We start from the raw sequence: 17,491 nt of genomic DNA on the forward strand, positions 1-17,491 counted from the left end.
CTCCCGACATCCTGCTCCCAAAGCAGGCGCGCTACCAGACTGCGCTATACCCCGTCTTTTTTTCGCGACAGGCTCTTAAGACCCCGTCACGGAACGGCGGCTAATCTACCAAAATGATTCGCCTTTGACAAAAGTATTTGCCACAAAATTCAGCCGACTAAAAAAAGAACACCCTTCAACTTGCTCAAGAACGTCTTTTGTAGTGTAAGGTGTTTTTTCCGCTGATGGTTACTTTCTTAGCCAAGCCGGGAAGATTCCTGCTTAATGATAGCCATTGAAGAAGTCATTAACACCAACCCCTCCTTGCTGAGTTGGCGGCATTAACAACACCATTCACCGCTCCTCCCCGAAGGCCCCTGTCCGACTAAATCATCGTGATCAACTTTCTCGCAATTTACGACAGTCTTTTAAAGTATCGGAAATCATGAAAGCCAGTTCCAGCGCCTGATCGGCATTCAGTCTTGGATCACAGTGAGTATGATAGCGATTACCCAGAGAATCTTCAGTCACTGCACGGGAGCCACCAATGCACTCTGTAACCTTCTGACCGGTCATTTCAAAGTGAACACCGCCAGCATAGGTGCCTTCTGCCTGGTGAACCGCAAAGAACTGTTTCACTTCACGCAGAATTCGGCTGACCTCACGTGTCTTGTAACCGTTAGAAGCCTTGAATGTATTGCCGTGCATGGGATCACAGCTCCACAACACCTGGCGCCCTTCTCGCTCGACAGCTCGAATCAGCTCTGGCAGATGCTTTTCAACATTATCAGCACCCATACGCACAATCACATTCAGACGACCGGCTTCGTTATCCGGGTTGATCAGATCAATCAGGCGAATCAGATCTTCCGGAGGCATGGTTGGACCCGCTTTCAGACCAATTGGATTGCTGATACCCCGAACGAATTCAACGTGACCACCTTCAACCTGCCGAGTCCTGTCACCTACCCAGAGCATATGTGCCGAGCAGTCATACCAGTTGCCGGAGAGGCTGTCCTGACGGGTCATGGCCTGCTCATAAGGCAGCAACAGAGCCTCATGGGAGGTATAAAAATCAGTCTCACTGATCACTCTGGAATGCTCGGAAGAAATACCACAGGCCTTCATAAAATCAAGCGCTTCATCAATTCGATCGGCCAGATGACTGTATTGCTCAGACTGTGGGCTGCTGGCGACAAAATCCAGATTCCAGGCATGAACCTGTTCCAGGGATGCGAGCCCCCCCTGGGCAAAAGCCCTGAGCAGGTTCAGAGTCGATGATGCCTGATGATAGGCATCAAGCATTCTCTGAGGATCTGGAATCCTGGACTCGGCTGTAGCCTCCATACCATTAATGATGTCGCCGCGATAAATCGGCAGCTCAATACCCTCTATGACTTCGGTACCTGACGAGCGGGGCTTGGCAAACTGGCCAGCCATTCGGCCTACCTTGATGACTGGACAGCTGGCGCCAAATGTCAGCACAACAGCCATCTGCATCAAGACCTTGAAGGTATCCCGAATATTATCTGCCGAGAACTCCAGAAAGCTCTCAGCACAGTCACCACCTTGCAAGAGAAATGCTTTGCCCTGAGTAGCAGTTGCCAGCTTCTGGCGCAAAGCCCTTACCTCACCGGCAAAGACCAGTGGCGGCATGCGGTGCAACTGCTGTTCCACCTGTTGAAGGTGATCTTGATCGGGGTATACCGGCAGCTGGATGACAGGCATTTCTCTCCAGCTATCAACTTGCCATTGTTTCATTTACTCCTCTCAGGGCGTCGTATTGCCTCATGAACATAACGGGTCATTTTACATGAAAGTAATGGATAAAGCCTAACCTGAGACAACCGGGCAGCTTTTTTTGACTTTGAGTCTCTCAGTAAAAAGCCTTTACACACAATTGAAAAATTTGATATACAATGCACTGGAAATTTAGCCAAGCGCATTAACCAAGATGAATTCTATGCTATCCGTGACCAAAACCATGATGAAACGTGGCATTATTATGTGCTGCGGGGCCTGTCGTGGATAGCTGAAAAGCAGAGAACGCAGCCCCCGCACCAAGAGAAGGTCCGGGGGCTTTTTTTTTGCCCTTGCGGAATAAAACATCACGGGAAAAGAAGGAGAATACAGTGAGCGTGCTTAAACTCAGACTGGTCACCACAGGTAGCCTGGACAATCTTGAAAAAGTACTGAATTCCAGTGCAGAAGACGGTCTGAAGATCAGCAATTTTTCTGCTGAACTGGTTCCAGAGAGAGGCCACTACGAAGTAAAAATGTCTGTCACAGGCTTTACCAGTCAGAATCAGGTCGTCAGTAAGCTGGCCATGGAAAAAGATATTCGCGAGCTGACTCCGCTGCGCTGATGATCCGGAATCCTGTCAGTTTATATTTTCCCGGAGCCAGTTTGCGGCAGATGTTTCCTGCAGTCATTGCGGACAGCAGGAAACGCCGGTTCACAATCAGAGTTGACCGATCACATACTTGAGACCGCCAACAACGGCTGTGACCTGAGCATCATTGCACTCTTCGTCTGTCACTTTTGGGCTATCCGGATAAACTTCCGTCGTCGTACCAAACTTACAGTCTGTCAAACCACCACACAGGCCCAGCTTTTTCATTGGATAGTGGATCACACCTTCCTGAGTCACCGGGGAACCAATAATATTGCCCTGAGCATCTGCGGGTGCTATGTGCGTCACCTGCCTGACAGAATCAATCACAGCCTTTTGGAATTCGGGAACAGGGTTTTCAGTATCGCCAACCGTATAGAAACCATCAGGTATTCCTCCTTCCAGATAGTCTTCACCATCCCGTGCTGCCAGAGCTGGACGAAATTCTGTTTCATCGGTATCTGTAGTTTCATGCAGATCGATGTGAGTCAATACCTCCTGCTCCAAACCCGCCACCAGCTTCATCAAGTTGGCAGACTCTTCCGCCGGACTGTCTTTATAAAAGGAACGGTTAGGATCAATGGCGTTGGGATTCCAGCGATTGATGGTTTCATAACCCCATGGGCTGATACAAGGCGCCACCAGGATATTGAAGTGATCTACAAAATTCAGAGCCTCGGCTTCCAAAAACTTTAACGCACCGTGGACTCCGCTGGTTTCATATCCGTGGACTCCACCGGTCACCAGAGCAACGGGCTTGCTGGAGTCCCAGTTTCGGCTCTTGATGGCATAAAGGGGAAAACGTTCAACATCGTAGGACAGGGCACCATACTGCTCAACATCGTAGTGCTCTTTCAAAGCCATGATTTTGGGCACAACTTCCTTCTGGTATTCACGTTTAATAGTGGCTTGTTCATACCAGGTTTTACGCTCTTCCTCTCCCCACTTTTGACCAGGAGTACCAATCGGGAATCTATAACTGCTGCCCATTTCTCTGCCCTTAGCGCATTCAATGAAAAGTGCACAGTATACAGAGTTCAGTCATTAGTCGCTTGTGGCGGGAACATCCTGCCCCGGAGGCTTTCAACCGGATTGCACATAGCTTCAATTCAAACCAGTTGCTATGGGCCTGCTTTCATCGGTAATCCACTCACTCCATGAACCCGGATACAGTTTGGCACCCGACAAACCGGCGTATTCCATAGCGAGAAGGTTATGACAGGCAGTAACACCGGAGCCGCAGTAGAACACAGGGTCAAGCCCATCCACCATCAGATTACCCAACTGTTTTTGCAACTGCTCTGCAGAAAGAAAAGAACCTGAATCATCCATATTTGAAGTGAATGGATAACAGATAGCCCCGGGTATATGACCTGCTTTAGTGTCAAGAGGCTCTACCTCTCCGGCAAAACGCTCAGGAGCGCGGGCATCTATCAAACGAAAAGCCGGATTTTGCAATTGTTCCATAACTTCATTGGCAGAGACCGTCATGCTGTGATTAACGTTAGCCGTAAAGTCAGAGAGGGTAACGACAGGTGTTTCAGTCGTCACAGGATAGCAGCCAGCAGTCCAACTCTTGAAGCCACCATACAAAACCTGAACAGATTTCACACCAACCCAATGCAATTGCCACCACGCTCGGGCAGCCATAGTATAATCAGCCTCATCATAAACAACGACATGGGTTGTTTTGCTGATACCCAGATTTCTCAATCGTTCAACAAACACCTCGGGCTCCGGAAGAGGATGCCTGCTGCTTTTCCCGGGAACTACCGCTGCAGAAAGATCTTTCTCCAGATCAATGTATCGGGCACCAGGGATGTGCCCCTGACTGTAGAGAGTCTGCCCCAGTGTGGGATCAAAGAGACTAAAGCGGGCATCAAGGACAACAACTTCAGGGTCAGTGAGCAGGGTTTCCAGAATTTCGGGTTCTATGAAAGGTGACATCTTATAAATCCATCTGAACTCTCAGTAAGAGTCCAATAAGCCATAAGTCAGATACGCAGTCTATTCCAAAAACCTGAATTTAGCTTCGGAGTGAATCTGATTTGTATTTTAACAAAAACATGACTGGAATCATCGGGCCATTATCCCGGAGAATGCTCAAACATTCTGATGAGAATACTTCATGGAGATTTTATAACTGATCACAACAAAGGCAAGGCTGGGCGAGAACCCTGAGATGAGATTCAGGGCAATTACCCGTTTATCCATGGTAGGTTCACATCCGTGTGAATTCGCTGTCCATGCACCTTCAATCTATCAACCCAATGGTGGACAGAATGCAGGAAAAAACCTTCAGGCTTTGTGAGATATTACCCATAAACTTGTAATCAACAAGCCTCAACTGAAATATCTCACTAATCCATTTCATCCAATTCGCTCTGGTCCACCACTTCGTCGTTAATCAGAACCTTCTCAGACAGAATATCACTGATATCCTCTGCTTCATCATCAATAATAATCCGTGTCACATCACCGCTCTGCGAAGGGAAGCCATCGTCTTCTTCAGGCGCCCTGATTTCTACCTCGGGTTCAACGGGAGTCTCAACAAGTATACTGTTAGTAACTTCCTGCTGGGGCTCAGCAACGGGTTGCATCAGGTAAAGCAATGCGGCAACAGCCAGAATACCAATGCCAAATACCAGGGCGATCAGATGCTCCTTTCTCATAGCTACTCCGTCAAAAGGTCCGTGTATGATCTCACAATCCGGACTATACACTATCAGACAACAGGACATTGGTCATGCTTCTGTGCCACGGGCTGACAGAATGCTCCGGCTAAAAGATTCTGATAACGACAAGGAGTCATCCCCAATCCTGTTTCAGTCCTGCCAAACTATGATCGCGACTTGCTTTTTCACTGACACCATACCACTATGGATGCAGACCTTTGCTCAATTTATAGCCACAAGAATGAGCCGGAAGTGCTCAATCAGCCACTACGATGGAGGTGGCATTTTTACCGAAGAGGAACCTTTTTCTTTTTCTGCAGTTGAATGAATTGAGCCTTACTGGAAACAGTGTCAAGCCGATAAATAATAACAATCAAAAGTAGCCATGAGTCGGATGTAACGCTCCCTATTCAAGGATGAGGCGCGAGACTCATGACCCTATAAATTATCGAGCCGGAGACAAGATGCCCGTTAATAACTCATTTTTACTCAGCTGTGTGGTGCCGGTTTTCAACGAAAGTCCGGTTATTAGTCAGTTCATGGAAACACTGAAAGAGCAACTGGAAGCCATCACTGAGCGTTTTGAAATTATTGTGGTGGATGATGGCAGCACCGACAAAACAGTTGAACTGGTCGAGCCATTCTGTGATGACCCGAGGATCAAGCTGGTAGAGCTATCAAGAAACTTCGGCAAGGAAACCGCATTAACTGCCGGAATTGATGCCACTTCCGGTGACGCTGTGGTTCTGATCGATGCAGACTTTCAGCACCCTCTGGAAATGATTCCTGTTTTTGTTGATTACTGGCGGCAGGGTTACCAGATGGTTTACGGCGTTCGTCAAGATAGGGAAAACGAATCTTTCCTGAAAAAGAAAGGCGCACAATTTTTTTATCGAATCATGCATTCCAGCACAGGCATTGATGTACCGGCTCACGCAGGCGACTTCCGACTAATGGACAAGGTCGTTGTCGATGCCCTGAAAGCCATGCCAGAACGCAGCCGGTTCATGAAAGGCATCTATGCCTGGGTGGGTTACAAGAGTATAGGCCTACCCTTTCAGGTCAGAAGCCGGCTAGCGGGACAGTCCGGCTGGGGCTACGGCAAACTGACCAGTCTGGCTCTTTCAGGCATTACCGCATTCACTACTCTACCGCTAAGGATTGTAGGTGGGCTCGGACTGATTATTTCATTTATCTCGGTTTTTTATGCATTCTTTATCATCTTTCGAACCCTTGTTCTCGGTGCACCTCTGCCAGGCTGGCCCACGGTTATTGTCGCTATCACCTTTATCGGTGGCATACAGCTTTTGTCTCTCTGGATACTGGGTGAGTATATTGCCGGTATTTTCTGCGAAGTGAAAAAACGCCCAATGTACCTGATACAAAGACAGCTGGGATTCAAAAATCAGAAGGACAGTAATGCGACCGATTAAGTTTATTGTCACCGGTGCTGCGGCTGCAGCTGTTCACCTCTGGGTCCTCTGGCTTCTGGTAGACCTGACTCAATTAGCCCCATTGCTGGCCAACCCTGCCGCTTTCATTCTGGCTTTTGTCGTAAGCTACCTGGGCATTCACTGTGGACTTTTAATCACAAGCAGCATGTTCATCGCAATGCTCTGGTGAAATTCCTGCTGGTTCAGTTACTCTGCAGCTTTGTACTCAATCAGTCGCTTTATACCCTCCTGTTAACCTACACCGCTTTAAATTATCTGATGGCCAGCTTTATCGTTTTGGCCACAATACCTTTGGTCACTTATACCCTGAGCAAATACTGGGCCTTTAAATGAAAAGAATAACATTGTGCGCAGATGATTATGGGATACACCCCGGGGTATCAGAAGCTATTCTGCAGCTGGCCAGTCAGGGCACAATTCAGGCCACTAGCTGCCTCGTCACTGGCCCTGACTGGATAAAGCAGGCAAGAAGCCTGACGAACATCCGGGAAAAGGTTGATATTGGCCTGCATCTGAATTTAACAGAAGGAAAAGGCCTCAGTTCCTTTTACAAGGACGGGTTCCCCAGCCTGAATCAGCTATTAATCAGGAGCCATCTTCGCTTGCTGGACAGGACTGCAATGGTGGAAGAAATAACGACGCAATATCAGCATTTTATAGACGCTACCGGCAGAGCCCCGGACTTTGTTGATGGCCATCAGCATATACACCACCTGCCCATGGTGCGTAATGCTCTGTTATCGGTATTAGACGCTCATAAGCCCGCACCTTCTTTCTGGGTGAGAAGCGTTACCCCGGTTATCCGTCACGGTGGAAAACTGAAAAGCTATATTATTGAAGGTTCCGGTAGTAAGAACCTACTCCGTGAATTGATCAATCAGGGCATCAATACCAATACTTCCTTTGCTGGTGTTTATTCACTGAAACCGGAAGTAAACTACGCAACCCTGATGTCATCGTGGCTCTCTGATTCATACGACAGAGGGCTAATCATGTGCCACCCTGGTAAAACCGCGGGACAAAAAAAACTCGATCATCCAAAAGCCAGACAGTTAGAATTTGATTATTTATCGAGCCAACAATTTCCAGACAGCTGTCAACAAACAGGAGTGGATCTGTGCAGAATGAAGCAATGATTGCTGACTCTTCACCCTCATCCGTGGTAATAAAACACCCTTTTCGCTGGCTCAGCCTGATCTGCTTTTTCCAGCTAATTTTCTGGACCCTCGGTCCCTGGATAGTCAGAAACACGCTTCACTCTGACACACTTGAAGGCATTGCCTGGGGGAATCTCTGGCAATGGGGGTATGAAAAACATCCTCCATTGGCAGCCTGGACTGCCGCTCTTTCCTCAAACTTAAGTGACGCCAGCGACTGGCCTGTCTATCTATTTGCCCAGATCAGCGTAGTGATTGCTTTTATTGCTGTCTGGCGTCTTGCAAGAGAATATTTAACCGAGGCAGGCGCACTGCTGGCGGTCTTTCTGTTACAGGGCATTCTCTTTTACAGCAACCGGGTAGAAAGGCTAACACCAGATACGCTTCAGCACCCAATCTGGGCCTTTCTTGTCCTGACTTTTTATTTTGCAGTGACCCGCCAATCTCTGGGTTATTGGCTGCTGACTGGAATCATGTCAGGACTGGCCATCCTGACTAAATATCAGGTCGCTGTATTGTTTGTTCCCTTACTGATTGTTCTTTTAATCACCCGGGAAGGCAACCTCGCTCTTTCCTCCATTGGCCCTTGGTTGGGCGGGATTCTGTCTCTGGCCATCGCCTCCCCCCATCTATATTGGCTATGGGAGCATGAATTTGCGGCAGTAAGCTATCTGGGAGAAAACTACGTTGACAGTGATCGTTACGGAACAGGTTCAAACTGGGATCATCTGATATTTCCTTTGGACTTTATTAAGAACAACCTGGGTAATGTTCTTGTATTTTTCCTTCTAATGATCCCACTTTTCAGAGCCCCCAAGCTTCTTGTCGATTATGATCGCTTCAAAAAAGTATTTCTAATCGCCATAGCTACAGGTCCATTCGCTTTTACACTCTTGTTTGGACTGATAACCGGTGAAAAGCTCGTATCCCGGTGGGCTACCCCCTACTTTGCCTGGCTGCCCCTGCTATTGCTGGCCTGGACTCGTCCATTGATTGATGACCAGCGTTTCAAGAGAGTGGCGTTCTGGTGTTTATTCACTGGGCTATTGTTTGTCTCATTGAGATGCAGCTACTTGCTGTTCAAACCTGTCTTTGATGAGGATTACTGGGATTCGGTGGAATTCACGCCTCTACGGGCCCAGATGCTAAAAGCGGAAGAATTATGGGCATTACATCAGGGAGATCACCCTGAGAACGACCGTTACATGCCTTATCTGGGCGGCCTTCACTACCACGTTGCTGAACTGGTGGCGTATAGCCGCAATCGAAAAACCATTCCATATTTTGGCCTGAACCGGGAAGAAAGTCTCTGGATGAAAGAAGAAGATTTCCGCAATAAAGGCGGGATCATTGTCATAATGGATGGCAAACGGTACTCAGGAGAGGTCAGGCGTCGGCTTGAAAAGAACTACCCTGAGGCTGAATTTTTGGGACGTTTTGCATTTGAGCCTGTGACCAAATTTAAAGTGGATAATAAGCCAAAACTGTTTGTAGAGTATTACCTTTTGAGACCTCAGGAGATCCTCTGAGAAGCTGTCAGAGGGCTTTGAGCAAGCCCATCCACCTTTACTTCACTGCACCTTAACAACCCGACTGGCAGTGCCCTGGGTAAGGATCTTTACCTTATCGCCCGCAGCGAAGTTAACCGCAGGGTCAACCTGTTGAACAACAGAAACATAAGAGCCATCATCCAGCCTCACTGTCAGCTCAACCCCTTGCTTAGAAGTAATTTTCTTCTCGGCCATATTACCCAAAACACCACCGGCAACGGCTCCAGCTACTGCAGCAATGGCGCTTTCACGCTGACCACCAATACTGGAAGCGGCAATACCACCCACCGCTGCACCCGCCACAGTACCAACCTCGCCCTGGGTACCTTCCAGTTTGACCAGTCTGGATTCAGCTACTGTACCAAACCGGACTGTCTGCATTTGACGCGCTTCAGAAGCAGAGTAGGTAGTCCCTGTCTGATCGGTCGTACAACCGGCCAGAGAGAATGAAAGCAGCAAGACGATCCCTGTGTGTTTGATCCTATTATTCATAAATGTGTCTCCCGGTATGTTTGATTTCTGTTTCCCATCCAGCTTAGACCGCGCCATACAGACAAAATTCCTCAGGAGCGCACTATTTTGGAAAGCCCTCTGACTTCTTCACGAATGTCAGGATCACCAACTCTTTCGGTGATCGATTTAACATGTTCTGTTTTATACCCCCGGACACCCACGTTTTGTTCCTGAACTTCCAGATTACCGCTTTCCCGGAGAATCGTCTGGAACAAGGCTCTGTCAGCAGGATCCAAAATAGGCCCAGGCTCAGGTACTTTGCCAGTTTCCGGATTAATTCTGGCCGCCAGAAACTTGATTTCGGCATCCAGCATTCCAGTTCTGTCTTTACCGCTTTTGCAATTGGATATTGGCACAGCCCCCACTTTATGAGTCAACAGGGCTACTCTGCACGCCAGTTTATAGGCATCATGATGATGATGGTAGTGCCGACCTTTTTTATAGATCGACTTAATCTGGGCAGTGAGATCCTCTACTGATCGAGCATCCCTTTTTAACTGATCCAGTTGAGCATTCAGTTCAGAGACTTTTTTTCTATCACCAGCCGCTTCGGCGCCCCTGGCCTGCGCCATGATGGCCTCACCTTTCTTTGAGATATTACTGAGAAATTCACCGGCCATCCCCCCTTGAATGCCCGCTTTATCTGACTTGCCCACCAGCATTTCCATAGCAGGATCGTTCATTTTTTTCTGGAAAGATCGCCCACCTGTTAACAGAGAAGCGCCACCCACCCCACCCCAGTTTACAGGAATGTTAAAGCGTGCCTGTTTGAAATTAAGTTTGATGGTTCGGGTCTGTCCATCAGCCCCCGGAAGTTCTAGTGTAACAGGTTGCTTTGCAGGATCGGTAAAGTGTTTGAAAGCTTCATTCTGAGCTTTTTGGATTTTTCTCTCTTTTCCAGAACCCAGACCGGTAGTGACCAGAGAAGTGGAAGTCGTCATCAGGGTCGGAACTGGCCCTCCTTCTGCTGCTGCCAGAGCTTGTTCAAAAATATCAGGCCGGGTTGCAAGGGCCGAAAGCAGGATTTCCTTGACCCTCGCTTTCCCCCCTTCAGCCCTGAGATCCGGATTCCCTTTGACACCATAGGGATCAGCAATCCCATGCCGTATGCCAGTATAGACATTGCTATTATTAATCGAAAAATCACTGCGATTCAGGCTTGTGGCATGATCTGTATTGGTGGAATCAAGACAGCCGACCCCACGACCTTCATAGTCAATATCATACAGGCGGGATACTTCACCCTTTACAGACTCAGGCACTCTGATTTCAGCCGCAGGCTGCTGCCTGGAAATGAATTCAATACCAGCCTGAGAAAAAGATTTTTCTGTCGTTTTCCAGGAACGATTATTTAACTGGTTGATATAAGCCGCCTCGAAATCGCTGGCCACGGTTTGTTTATCAACCCCTGCTGACACCAGGGCATCCTGCAGCATTTTCGGATAATCTTCGTTGGCCTTGCGCATCTCTTCTTTGCTGACAGGTTCATCGCCTTTTAACTGAACCGTTTGCTGAAGTCGTCCTAACTCATTCAATAGCTGTCGATCAAGATTGGTCAATCGCGCCGCAACCTCTTTATCCCCCTCGCCCCGGGCCGACTGAAGTTTATTATTCAGAACCTCTCTGGCGGTATCAAACTGTAGCTTTTGTAACTTGAAAAACTCTTTGTGGTCATGAGTACTGCCGGGAACAGCCACCTCAGCATCGGACACGGGCATCTGGTAGTGATTTAAAAGGGTCTGGGTATCCCTGCTTTCCTGCAGATGCATCTTGAACACTTCACCAGCAACCTCTCTATCGACATTTCTCAGAGATAATTCGTTGAGGAGTTTATGAGGGAGCTTCCGAAGATCATCCAACATCTCTTTCGTTACGGGTTCATAGTCCTGATGAATCTTTTGCTCATGCTGCTGGATGAACTCTTTCATTGCCAGAATCAGCTCACCACTATCCGTCTGTTGCCGGGCTTCACTGAGCACTTCTTTCGCTACAGAGACGGCCGCACTCTCATACTGATTTCTGGCCTGCTGATAAGCCCTTTGAACCTCAGGCTTGTCACCCTGATCCATTGTCACCTCGTCAAAGACATAGCCCTGCTGTTTGAAAATGCTGTCTGCCTGAGCCGGGGGGCGGGTATTGCCAGACACCCTCCAGGGTTCGGGCTGCCTGACTATGGCAACCTGTCTCTGCTGTATCGGAGCATCACGAGGCGTCCGTTTAGCCAGTCCTGACAACTTTTTCAGAACATTCCTGATGGATTTGACCACTCTGTTCTGACGACGGCTACGCCCGACCTTTTCCGTTTCCCCGACATCTGGCGCTGCTGCGTGAGGGTTCATTGATGTGGGCTGAAGACCCGTTGGGAGCTTGCTGCCATCCATTGCACTGACTCCTTAGTCGAGTATAAATTCCGTCTTCGGTCCAGATTCCCGGAAAAAGACCGTAACCAGTTTCGTTAGAGGGGCTGTCTGATTATACCGGGAACGAATCTGAGACCATTCGCTTCCGGGTTGAAGAGCAAACCTGGAATATGTTTCAGTAACATTAGCAATAAGCCCTTGAAACTCTATATAAAAGAATAGCCAAAGGCGAAGCTCATAACCTGTTAATGCCCGTTAAGACCTTTCATGATGAGATCTGTAATAGTTTGATAAGTAGAATTTCATATTGCCGGATGTTCTAAGCAGGAACAGACTAACCCTTGTTCTTTGAGGTGGTGGTTAACCAGACTCCACACCTTTTGTTGCCGATATTCCTTTTTAGTGGTGATACATCAATGGCACTGGATAATACTGATCTGAACGAATACCGCATCGAGCATGATCTGCTGGGTGAAGCCCCTGTACCCCGGGAGGCTTACTATGGCATCCAGACTCAGCGAGCCCTGGAAAACTTCAACATTTCCGGTGTCACACTGAACCACTTCTCTAACATTCCGAAAGCCCTGGCCATGGTTAAGAAAGCCTGCGCACTGGCCAACCGTGATCTGGGAATGCTGGACGCAGCGAAAGCCGACGCCATCGCGGACGCCTGTGACGAAATTATTGCCGGTAAACTGCATGACCAGTTCACCGTTGACATGATTCAGGGTGGTGCCGGAACCTCCACTAACATGAATGCCAACGAAGTCATTGCCAACCGCGCACTGGAACTAATGGGATATCGTCGTGGTCAATACGAGCACCTGCACCCTAACACACACGTCAACATGGCTCAGTCTACCAATGACGTTTACCCAACGGCCATGCGTCTTTCCATGGTATTGAAGCACAACGAACTGGTTGTAGCCGCCAAGAGTCTGAAGAACGCCTGTGATGTCAAAGCAGAAGAGTTTAAGGACGTTCTGAAAATGGGTCGTACCCAGCTGCAGGATGCCGTGCCTATGACGCTGGGCCAGGAATTCCGTGCTTTTTCAACCACCATTGGTGAAGACATTGACCGTATCAAGGATATGGCCAAGCTGCTGTGCGAAATCAACCTGGGTGGTACTGCTATTGGTACGGGTATCACTGCCGACAACCGTTACGCACCCTTAGCAGTTAAGTACCTGTCTGAGATTTCCGGCCAGAATATGATTCTGGCGGGTGACTTGGTAGAAGCCACCTCTGACATGGGCGCTTTTGTCATTTTCTCCAGCGCCCTGAAGCGAATGGCCGTAAAGCTGTCCAAAATGAGTAATGACCTGCGACTGCTCTCCTCCGGCCCTCTGTGTGGTTTTAATGACATCAACCTGCCTGAAATGCAGCCTGGCTCTTCCATCATGCCAGGCAAGGTTAACCCGGTTATTCCTGAGGCCATGAGCCAGATCGCTTTCCACGTTATTGGCAACGATCTGGTAGTAACCATGGCTTCTGAAGCAGCCCAGCTGCAGCTAAACTACGCTGAGCCGGTACTGGTTTACAAAATTCTGGAATCCATCCAGCAACTCACCAACGGTATGTTCATGCTGTCCGATCGCTGCGTTAAGGGCATCACTGCTAACAAAGATATATGTATGGATTATGTCTACAACTCTGTTGGCCTGGTCACCGCTCTTAACCCCTATCTGGGTTACGAGAACTCCAGCCGTATTGCCAAAACGGCCTTGAAGACCGGTCGTCGTGTAGTAGACCTGGTTAAGGAAGAAGGCTTGCTGACGGATGAGCAACTGGCCGAAATCCTCAAACCAGAAAACATGATTGCGCCACTGGACCTGAGCAGCAAGGTACACTGATCGTTAAAATCAGTCGTCTATATTGACACAAGACACAAGACACAAGACACAAGACACAAGACACAAGACAAATGACGCATGAAAAGCCGCACTGCTGCCGGTGCGGTTTATTTATTCTCTGTTCGCTGACCCTCTCTGGGGAATGGGAAGCATCACACCGTTGTATCACACAAAACCTCCCCTTCTGCATACTTACCCATACTTAATGTACATTTACAGTAGATTTACCACTTGGAATGTATATTTTTTTCATTAAGATTGCGTATTCCGTGAGGCGATCAGTAGAAAGCGAAATTATCTAAACCATTCAAACGTAATTACGACTTGGAAATATCGGACATCCAATAATCAAAGCTCAGTATACTGGGTTGAAGTACGCAAGAAGCCGTCCAGCGAAATCCAGGCAGAGCAGCCCACTTAGTGTATGCTGTCAAAGAGGCATCAAACGGTACAGAGATTAGTAGCGTGACGTATTGTTACTCCAAGGCATTGTTAGAAACCTCTGCTACACTGAGATCGAATTCCACAGCCGTTAAGCATGTAACAAAATGAATGATGTGGTTCTACCTTCGCAAATTTTCTCCTGCCTGACGGCGTTTGATTACTAATCCGTTTACGGCAACTTTTATACAGTTACAGTGGAGTCGTTATGCAGCAACAGGATATGAAGCAGGAGCCCACCGTTTTCATCATCGACGATGACGAGGCTGTGCGTGATTCGCTGAAAATGCTGATGAAGTCTGTTGGACAGACAGTAGAGGCTTTTTTTTCCCCAGCCGAGTTTCTGGAAGTCTACGATGAAAACCGTCCGGGATGCATCGTTCTGGACATTCGTATGCCAGGAATGAGCGGGCTTGAGCTTCAGAGCAAGCTCAATGAAATGCACTGCATTCTGCCTATTATTTTCATTACCGGACACGGCGATGTGCCGATGGCGGTTCAGGCTATCAAGGATGGCGCAATGAATTTTATCCAGAAACCGTTCCGTGACCAGGAGCTTCTGGATCTGATTAACGATGCCTTGAAACTCGATGCGCAGCAGCGTCGTGAGCTGCTGGAGCACAAAGAAATTCTTCGTCGTCTTTCCACACTAACTGACCGTGAGCGTGAAGTCCTTCATCATGTTGTTGAAGGCAAGGCGAACAAGGTTATCGCTGCTGACATCAACCTGAGCCAGAGAACGGTAGAAATCCACCGCTCTCGTGTGATGGAAAAAATGGGCACCAAATCCCTGGCCCACCTTGTGCGTCAGGTTATGCAGGTTAAAGAGCACCTGGAAGGCGAATTTTACTTCAAGGCCTGACCTTAATCCGGGGCGTCTTGTATGGATAACGCCCCGGGTCCATACCCTCCTTTTAGTGGTCTGCACAGTGTCTTGTCAGTCCATTGCACGCTTGTACCTCTCCTCTCAATTATCTCCACATTCCCTGCGAAGCCTTGCGCCGCCTTTTAAGTAGTCCCCGTACAACGTCTAGTACATCCCTCCATTCAGCAATTTTGAGTCTAATCCTAAACTCCTATTACGCTTTGAGAGAGCTGAAGACAGTGATCAATTTTTCTTAAATGACCGAAACTTTTTTGGCTACCAAGGGTACCTGAATACTTTATTAACAAAAAAGCGATTATTTCAGAAAAATCATCTACCTTATGGCGACTAAAGTTTTTCTTTCATTGCTGGTAACGCTCTGCTGGATACAAATGCCCTGTGTTAAGAAAGCAGGTCTTTCTTTCAGAGCATGAGTACAACAGATTCTCCACCTTCTGGCAGGTTACCTGATTGCCTTACGGAAGCTGGCGTCTCGGCAAAAGACTCAAGTATTGTTATTGAATTGACCATCAAGGCTGCCCCTATGAGCTTGGCAACAAAAGCTACCGTGTATCTACTGGAACAGGATACAAATGTTACCGACACCATCCGCGGCCTGTGTGATGAGAAGTCAATGCTACTGGAATGCTTCAGCAACAGCAGTGAACTGTTGATGGCCATTCAGAGCAGAAAGCCTGACTGCATCATTGCTGAGAATGAGAAAGAAAGTGAAGAAGCTATAAAGCTTCTGGAGGCCCTGAACGAGGATGAATATGATATTCCTTTCATCGTTCTGGGACACCATAATGATGTGCATACTGCCGTAGCGGCCATTAAGGCAGGGGCTGTTGACTACATCGAAAAGCCCGTTATTTATGGCCGACTTGCTGAACACTTTAACCAGGTGATCGGAGGGGGAGGAGAAGCCGCTGCTGTTTGATTCATTTCAACTCACAGATGATTCCAGCTTCCTGACGTAATCGGCCAACTCATCAAGAAGAACCTGCTGTGCGATCGAAGCCACCCCCCGGGCTTCATCTATAGCCTGCCAAAACGAGCCATAGCCCAGAATCCGATTGTCACCGTCAGACAATCGCAACTTTCGATATGATTCCCACGCATCCAACTCCTCGACATCCAGTGTCTCTGGATAATGTCGTGCACGATAACGAAACAACATTTCATCCAATCGAGCATCATCGAAAGAAAAGCCCAGTCTCACCAGACTGGAAGACTCCGAAGACCTGACCACCTGCATCCGCTCTTTATCTTCTTCTGAGAAAAAACCACCCGAATAGATCATCTGATCCGGATCGCTGGAAACCTTTTCTGGCACCGAGTCAAATACCTGCTGAACCTTCTGCATCACTTGTGGATGCTGCAGCAGCCATTCCCTGTTCTTTAAGTTCAGATTCAGATCGATCCCCAGCCGTTGCTGGTCCTCAGGCCTGAGTACTTTCAAGGGAGCCACCACCGGGCATTTATTGATATGCACCACTTTCAGCGCAATCCTTTCCTGTCCTTCTTTGGCGGGAGAGAATAAACGCTCTTGTATCTCTGCCACCGACAAGTCCATCAGCACTTCAGGAGAGACAGACAAGTCAAAGACTACCACCCCATTGCGATTGATGGGATGCATGGCGAGAGGCATCACAACAGCAAGACAATGCCTGTCAGCACCAAACATACCGGAGACATGAACAACAGCCTCTTTTTTTGTTAGATTCAACTGCTGGAAAACCTCCCTCTTATTACGGAGGTTCAGGATAAAGTTGAAGACCCTGGGCTGCCGCTCACGTATCAGACGTGCCATCGCTATGGTTGCTCTCACATCTGACAAAGCATCATGAGCGTCACCATGATCAATCCCGTTCGCCTGAGTCAGGTCCTCCAGCTTGTAACTGTTAAAACCATCTTCTCTTTTGGGCCAGGTTATACCTTCAGGCCTCAGCGCTCCTGTTAATCTCACCAGATCAATAAGGTCCCAGCGACTGTTTCCGTTCTGCCACTCTCTGGCATAGGGATCATAAAAGTTTCGATAAAGACTGTTACGAGTCACTTCATCATCAAAGCGAATTGTGTTGTAGCCAACGCCACAGGTTCCGGGTTGCATCAACTCGGTATGAATCTGACGAATAAACTCCGGCTCAACCATACCCCTTTCGTTGACTGCCTGTGGTGTCAAACCGGTGACCAGACAGGCCATGGGATGCGCCAGATGATCCCGGGGTAGCTTGCAAAATATATTGAG

At 48.2% G+C, this 17,491-nt stretch carries 15 protein-coding genes and 1 pseudogene; 9 read left to right on the forward strand and 7 right to left on the reverse strand.

Annotated elements, in window-relative coordinates:
- Positions 1-378 precede the first annotated feature (378 nt).
- The gene (locus KDK16_RS10225) at positions 379-1,740 is read right to left on the reverse strand and encodes a class II 3-deoxy-7-phosphoheptulonate synthase (RefSeq protein WP_257275962.1); all 1,362 of its coding nucleotides are present in this window, start codon (positions 1,738-1,740) and stop codon (positions 379-381) included.
- A gap of 371 nt (positions 1,741-2,111) precedes the next feature.
- Here KDK16_RS10225 and KDK16_RS10230 point away from each other — a divergent pair, with 371 nt between their 5' ends.
- Positions 2,112-2,345, forward strand: a complete 234-nt coding sequence (locus KDK16_RS10230) for a hypothetical protein (protein ID WP_257275964.1) — start codon at positions 2,112-2,114, stop codon at positions 2,343-2,345.
- A 96-nt stretch (positions 2,346-2,441) separates the two neighbouring features.
- Here KDK16_RS10230 and KDK16_RS10235 read toward each other — a convergent pair whose 3' ends face one another.
- The 3 genes from KDK16_RS10235 to KDK16_RS10245 all read right to left on the reverse strand — a co-directional run bounded on the left by KDK16_RS10235 (position 2,442) and on the right by KDK16_RS10245 (position 5,044).
- Positions 2,442-3,362: a M14 family metallocarboxypeptidase gene (locus tag KDK16_RS10235; RefSeq protein WP_257275965.1), complete on the reverse strand. Its 921-nt coding sequence runs from the start codon at positions 3,360-3,362 to the stop codon at positions 2,442-2,444.
- Positions 3,363-3,476: 114 nt separating this feature from the next.
- Positions 3,477-4,319, reverse strand: coding sequence for a sulfurtransferase (locus KDK16_RS10240; protein WP_257275967.1), 843 nt, complete (start codon positions 4,317-4,319; stop codon positions 3,477-3,479).
- A 413-nt stretch (positions 4,320-4,732) separates the two neighbouring features.
- A complete protein-coding gene (locus KDK16_RS10245) occupies positions 4,733-5,044 on the reverse strand; it encodes a hypothetical protein (RefSeq protein WP_257275968.1) in 312 nt (103 codons plus the stop codon).
- 25 nt (positions 5,045-5,069) lie between these two features.
- Between KDK16_RS10245 and KDK16_RS10250 the strand changes: the two genes are divergently transcribed.
- From KDK16_RS10250 to KDK16_RS10270, 5 genes and pseudogenes are all read left to right on the forward strand, one after another.
- On the forward strand, positions 5,070-5,375 hold the full coding sequence (locus tag KDK16_RS10250; RefSeq protein ID WP_257275970.1) for a hypothetical protein: 306 nt from the start codon (positions 5,070-5,072) through the stop codon (positions 5,373-5,375).
- 136 nt (positions 5,376-5,511) lie between these two features.
- Positions 5,512-6,480 (forward strand): glycosyltransferase family 2 protein, encoded by a 969-nt coding sequence (locus tag KDK16_RS10255; protein WP_257275972.1) that lies wholly within the window; start codon positions 5,512-5,514, stop codon positions 6,478-6,480.
- A pseudogene (locus tag KDK16_RS13600) lies at positions 6,467-6,834 on the forward strand (GtrA family protein). The gene KDK16_RS10255 and the pseudogene KDK16_RS13600 overlap by 14 nt, the downstream one beginning before the upstream one ends.
- A complete protein-coding gene (locus KDK16_RS10265) occupies positions 6,831-7,637 on the forward strand; it encodes a ChbG/HpnK family deacetylase (RefSeq protein WP_257275976.1) in 807 nt (268 codons plus the stop codon). Before KDK16_RS13600 ends, KDK16_RS10265 begins: the two are co-directional and overlap by 4 nt.
- The gene (locus KDK16_RS10270; protein WP_257275977.1) at positions 7,634-9,187 is read left to right on the forward strand and encodes a glycosyltransferase family 39 protein; all 1,554 of its coding nucleotides are present in this window, start codon (positions 7,634-7,636) and stop codon (positions 9,185-9,187) included. The genes KDK16_RS10265 and KDK16_RS10270 overlap by 4 nt, the downstream gene beginning before the upstream one ends.
- Positions 9,188-9,229: 42 nt before the next feature.
- Here KDK16_RS10270 and KDK16_RS10275 read toward each other — a convergent pair whose 3' ends face one another.
- Together KDK16_RS10275 and KDK16_RS10280 are read right to left on the reverse strand one after the other, a co-directional pair.
- The gene (locus KDK16_RS10275; protein WP_257275978.1) at positions 9,230-9,700 is read right to left on the reverse strand and encodes a glycine zipper 2TM domain-containing protein; all 471 of its coding nucleotides are present in this window, start codon (positions 9,698-9,700) and stop codon (positions 9,230-9,232) included.
- Positions 9,701-9,771: 71 nt separating this feature from the next.
- A complete protein-coding gene (locus tag KDK16_RS10280) occupies positions 9,772-12,102 on the reverse strand; it encodes an inositol phosphate phosphatase SopB (protein ID WP_257275980.1) in 2,331 nt (776 codons plus the stop codon).
- A 395-nt stretch (positions 12,103-12,497) separates the two neighbouring features.
- Here KDK16_RS10280 and aspA point away from each other — a divergent pair, with 395 nt between their 5' ends.
- The 3 genes from aspA (at position 12,498) to KDK16_RS10295 (ending at position 16,180) form a co-directional block, all read left to right on the forward strand.
- Positions 12,498-13,934, forward strand: a complete 1,437-nt coding sequence (aspA, locus tag KDK16_RS10285) for an aspartate ammonia-lyase (RefSeq protein ID WP_257275985.1) — start codon at positions 12,498-12,500, stop codon at positions 13,932-13,934.
- A 649-nt stretch (positions 13,935-14,583) separates the two neighbouring features.
- Positions 14,584-15,237: a response regulator transcription factor gene (locus KDK16_RS10290; RefSeq protein WP_257275982.1), complete on the forward strand. Its 654-nt coding sequence runs from the start codon at positions 14,584-14,586 to the stop codon at positions 15,235-15,237.
- A 433-nt stretch (positions 15,238-15,670) separates the two neighbouring features.
- A complete protein-coding gene (locus KDK16_RS10295; RefSeq protein ID WP_257275983.1) occupies positions 15,671-16,180 on the forward strand; it encodes a response regulator in 510 nt (169 codons plus the stop codon).
- Positions 16,181-16,186: 6 nt separating this feature from the next.
- Here the strand turns inward: KDK16_RS10295 and sbcB are convergent.
- Positions 16,187-17,491, reverse strand: a 1,305-nt coding sequence (gene sbcB / locus KDK16_RS10300; RefSeq protein ID WP_257275984.1) for an exodeoxyribonuclease I, incomplete at its 5' end; no start/stop codon positions are given.

The sequence above is a fragment of the Endozoicomonas sp. SESOKO4 genome, assembly GCF_024606275.1.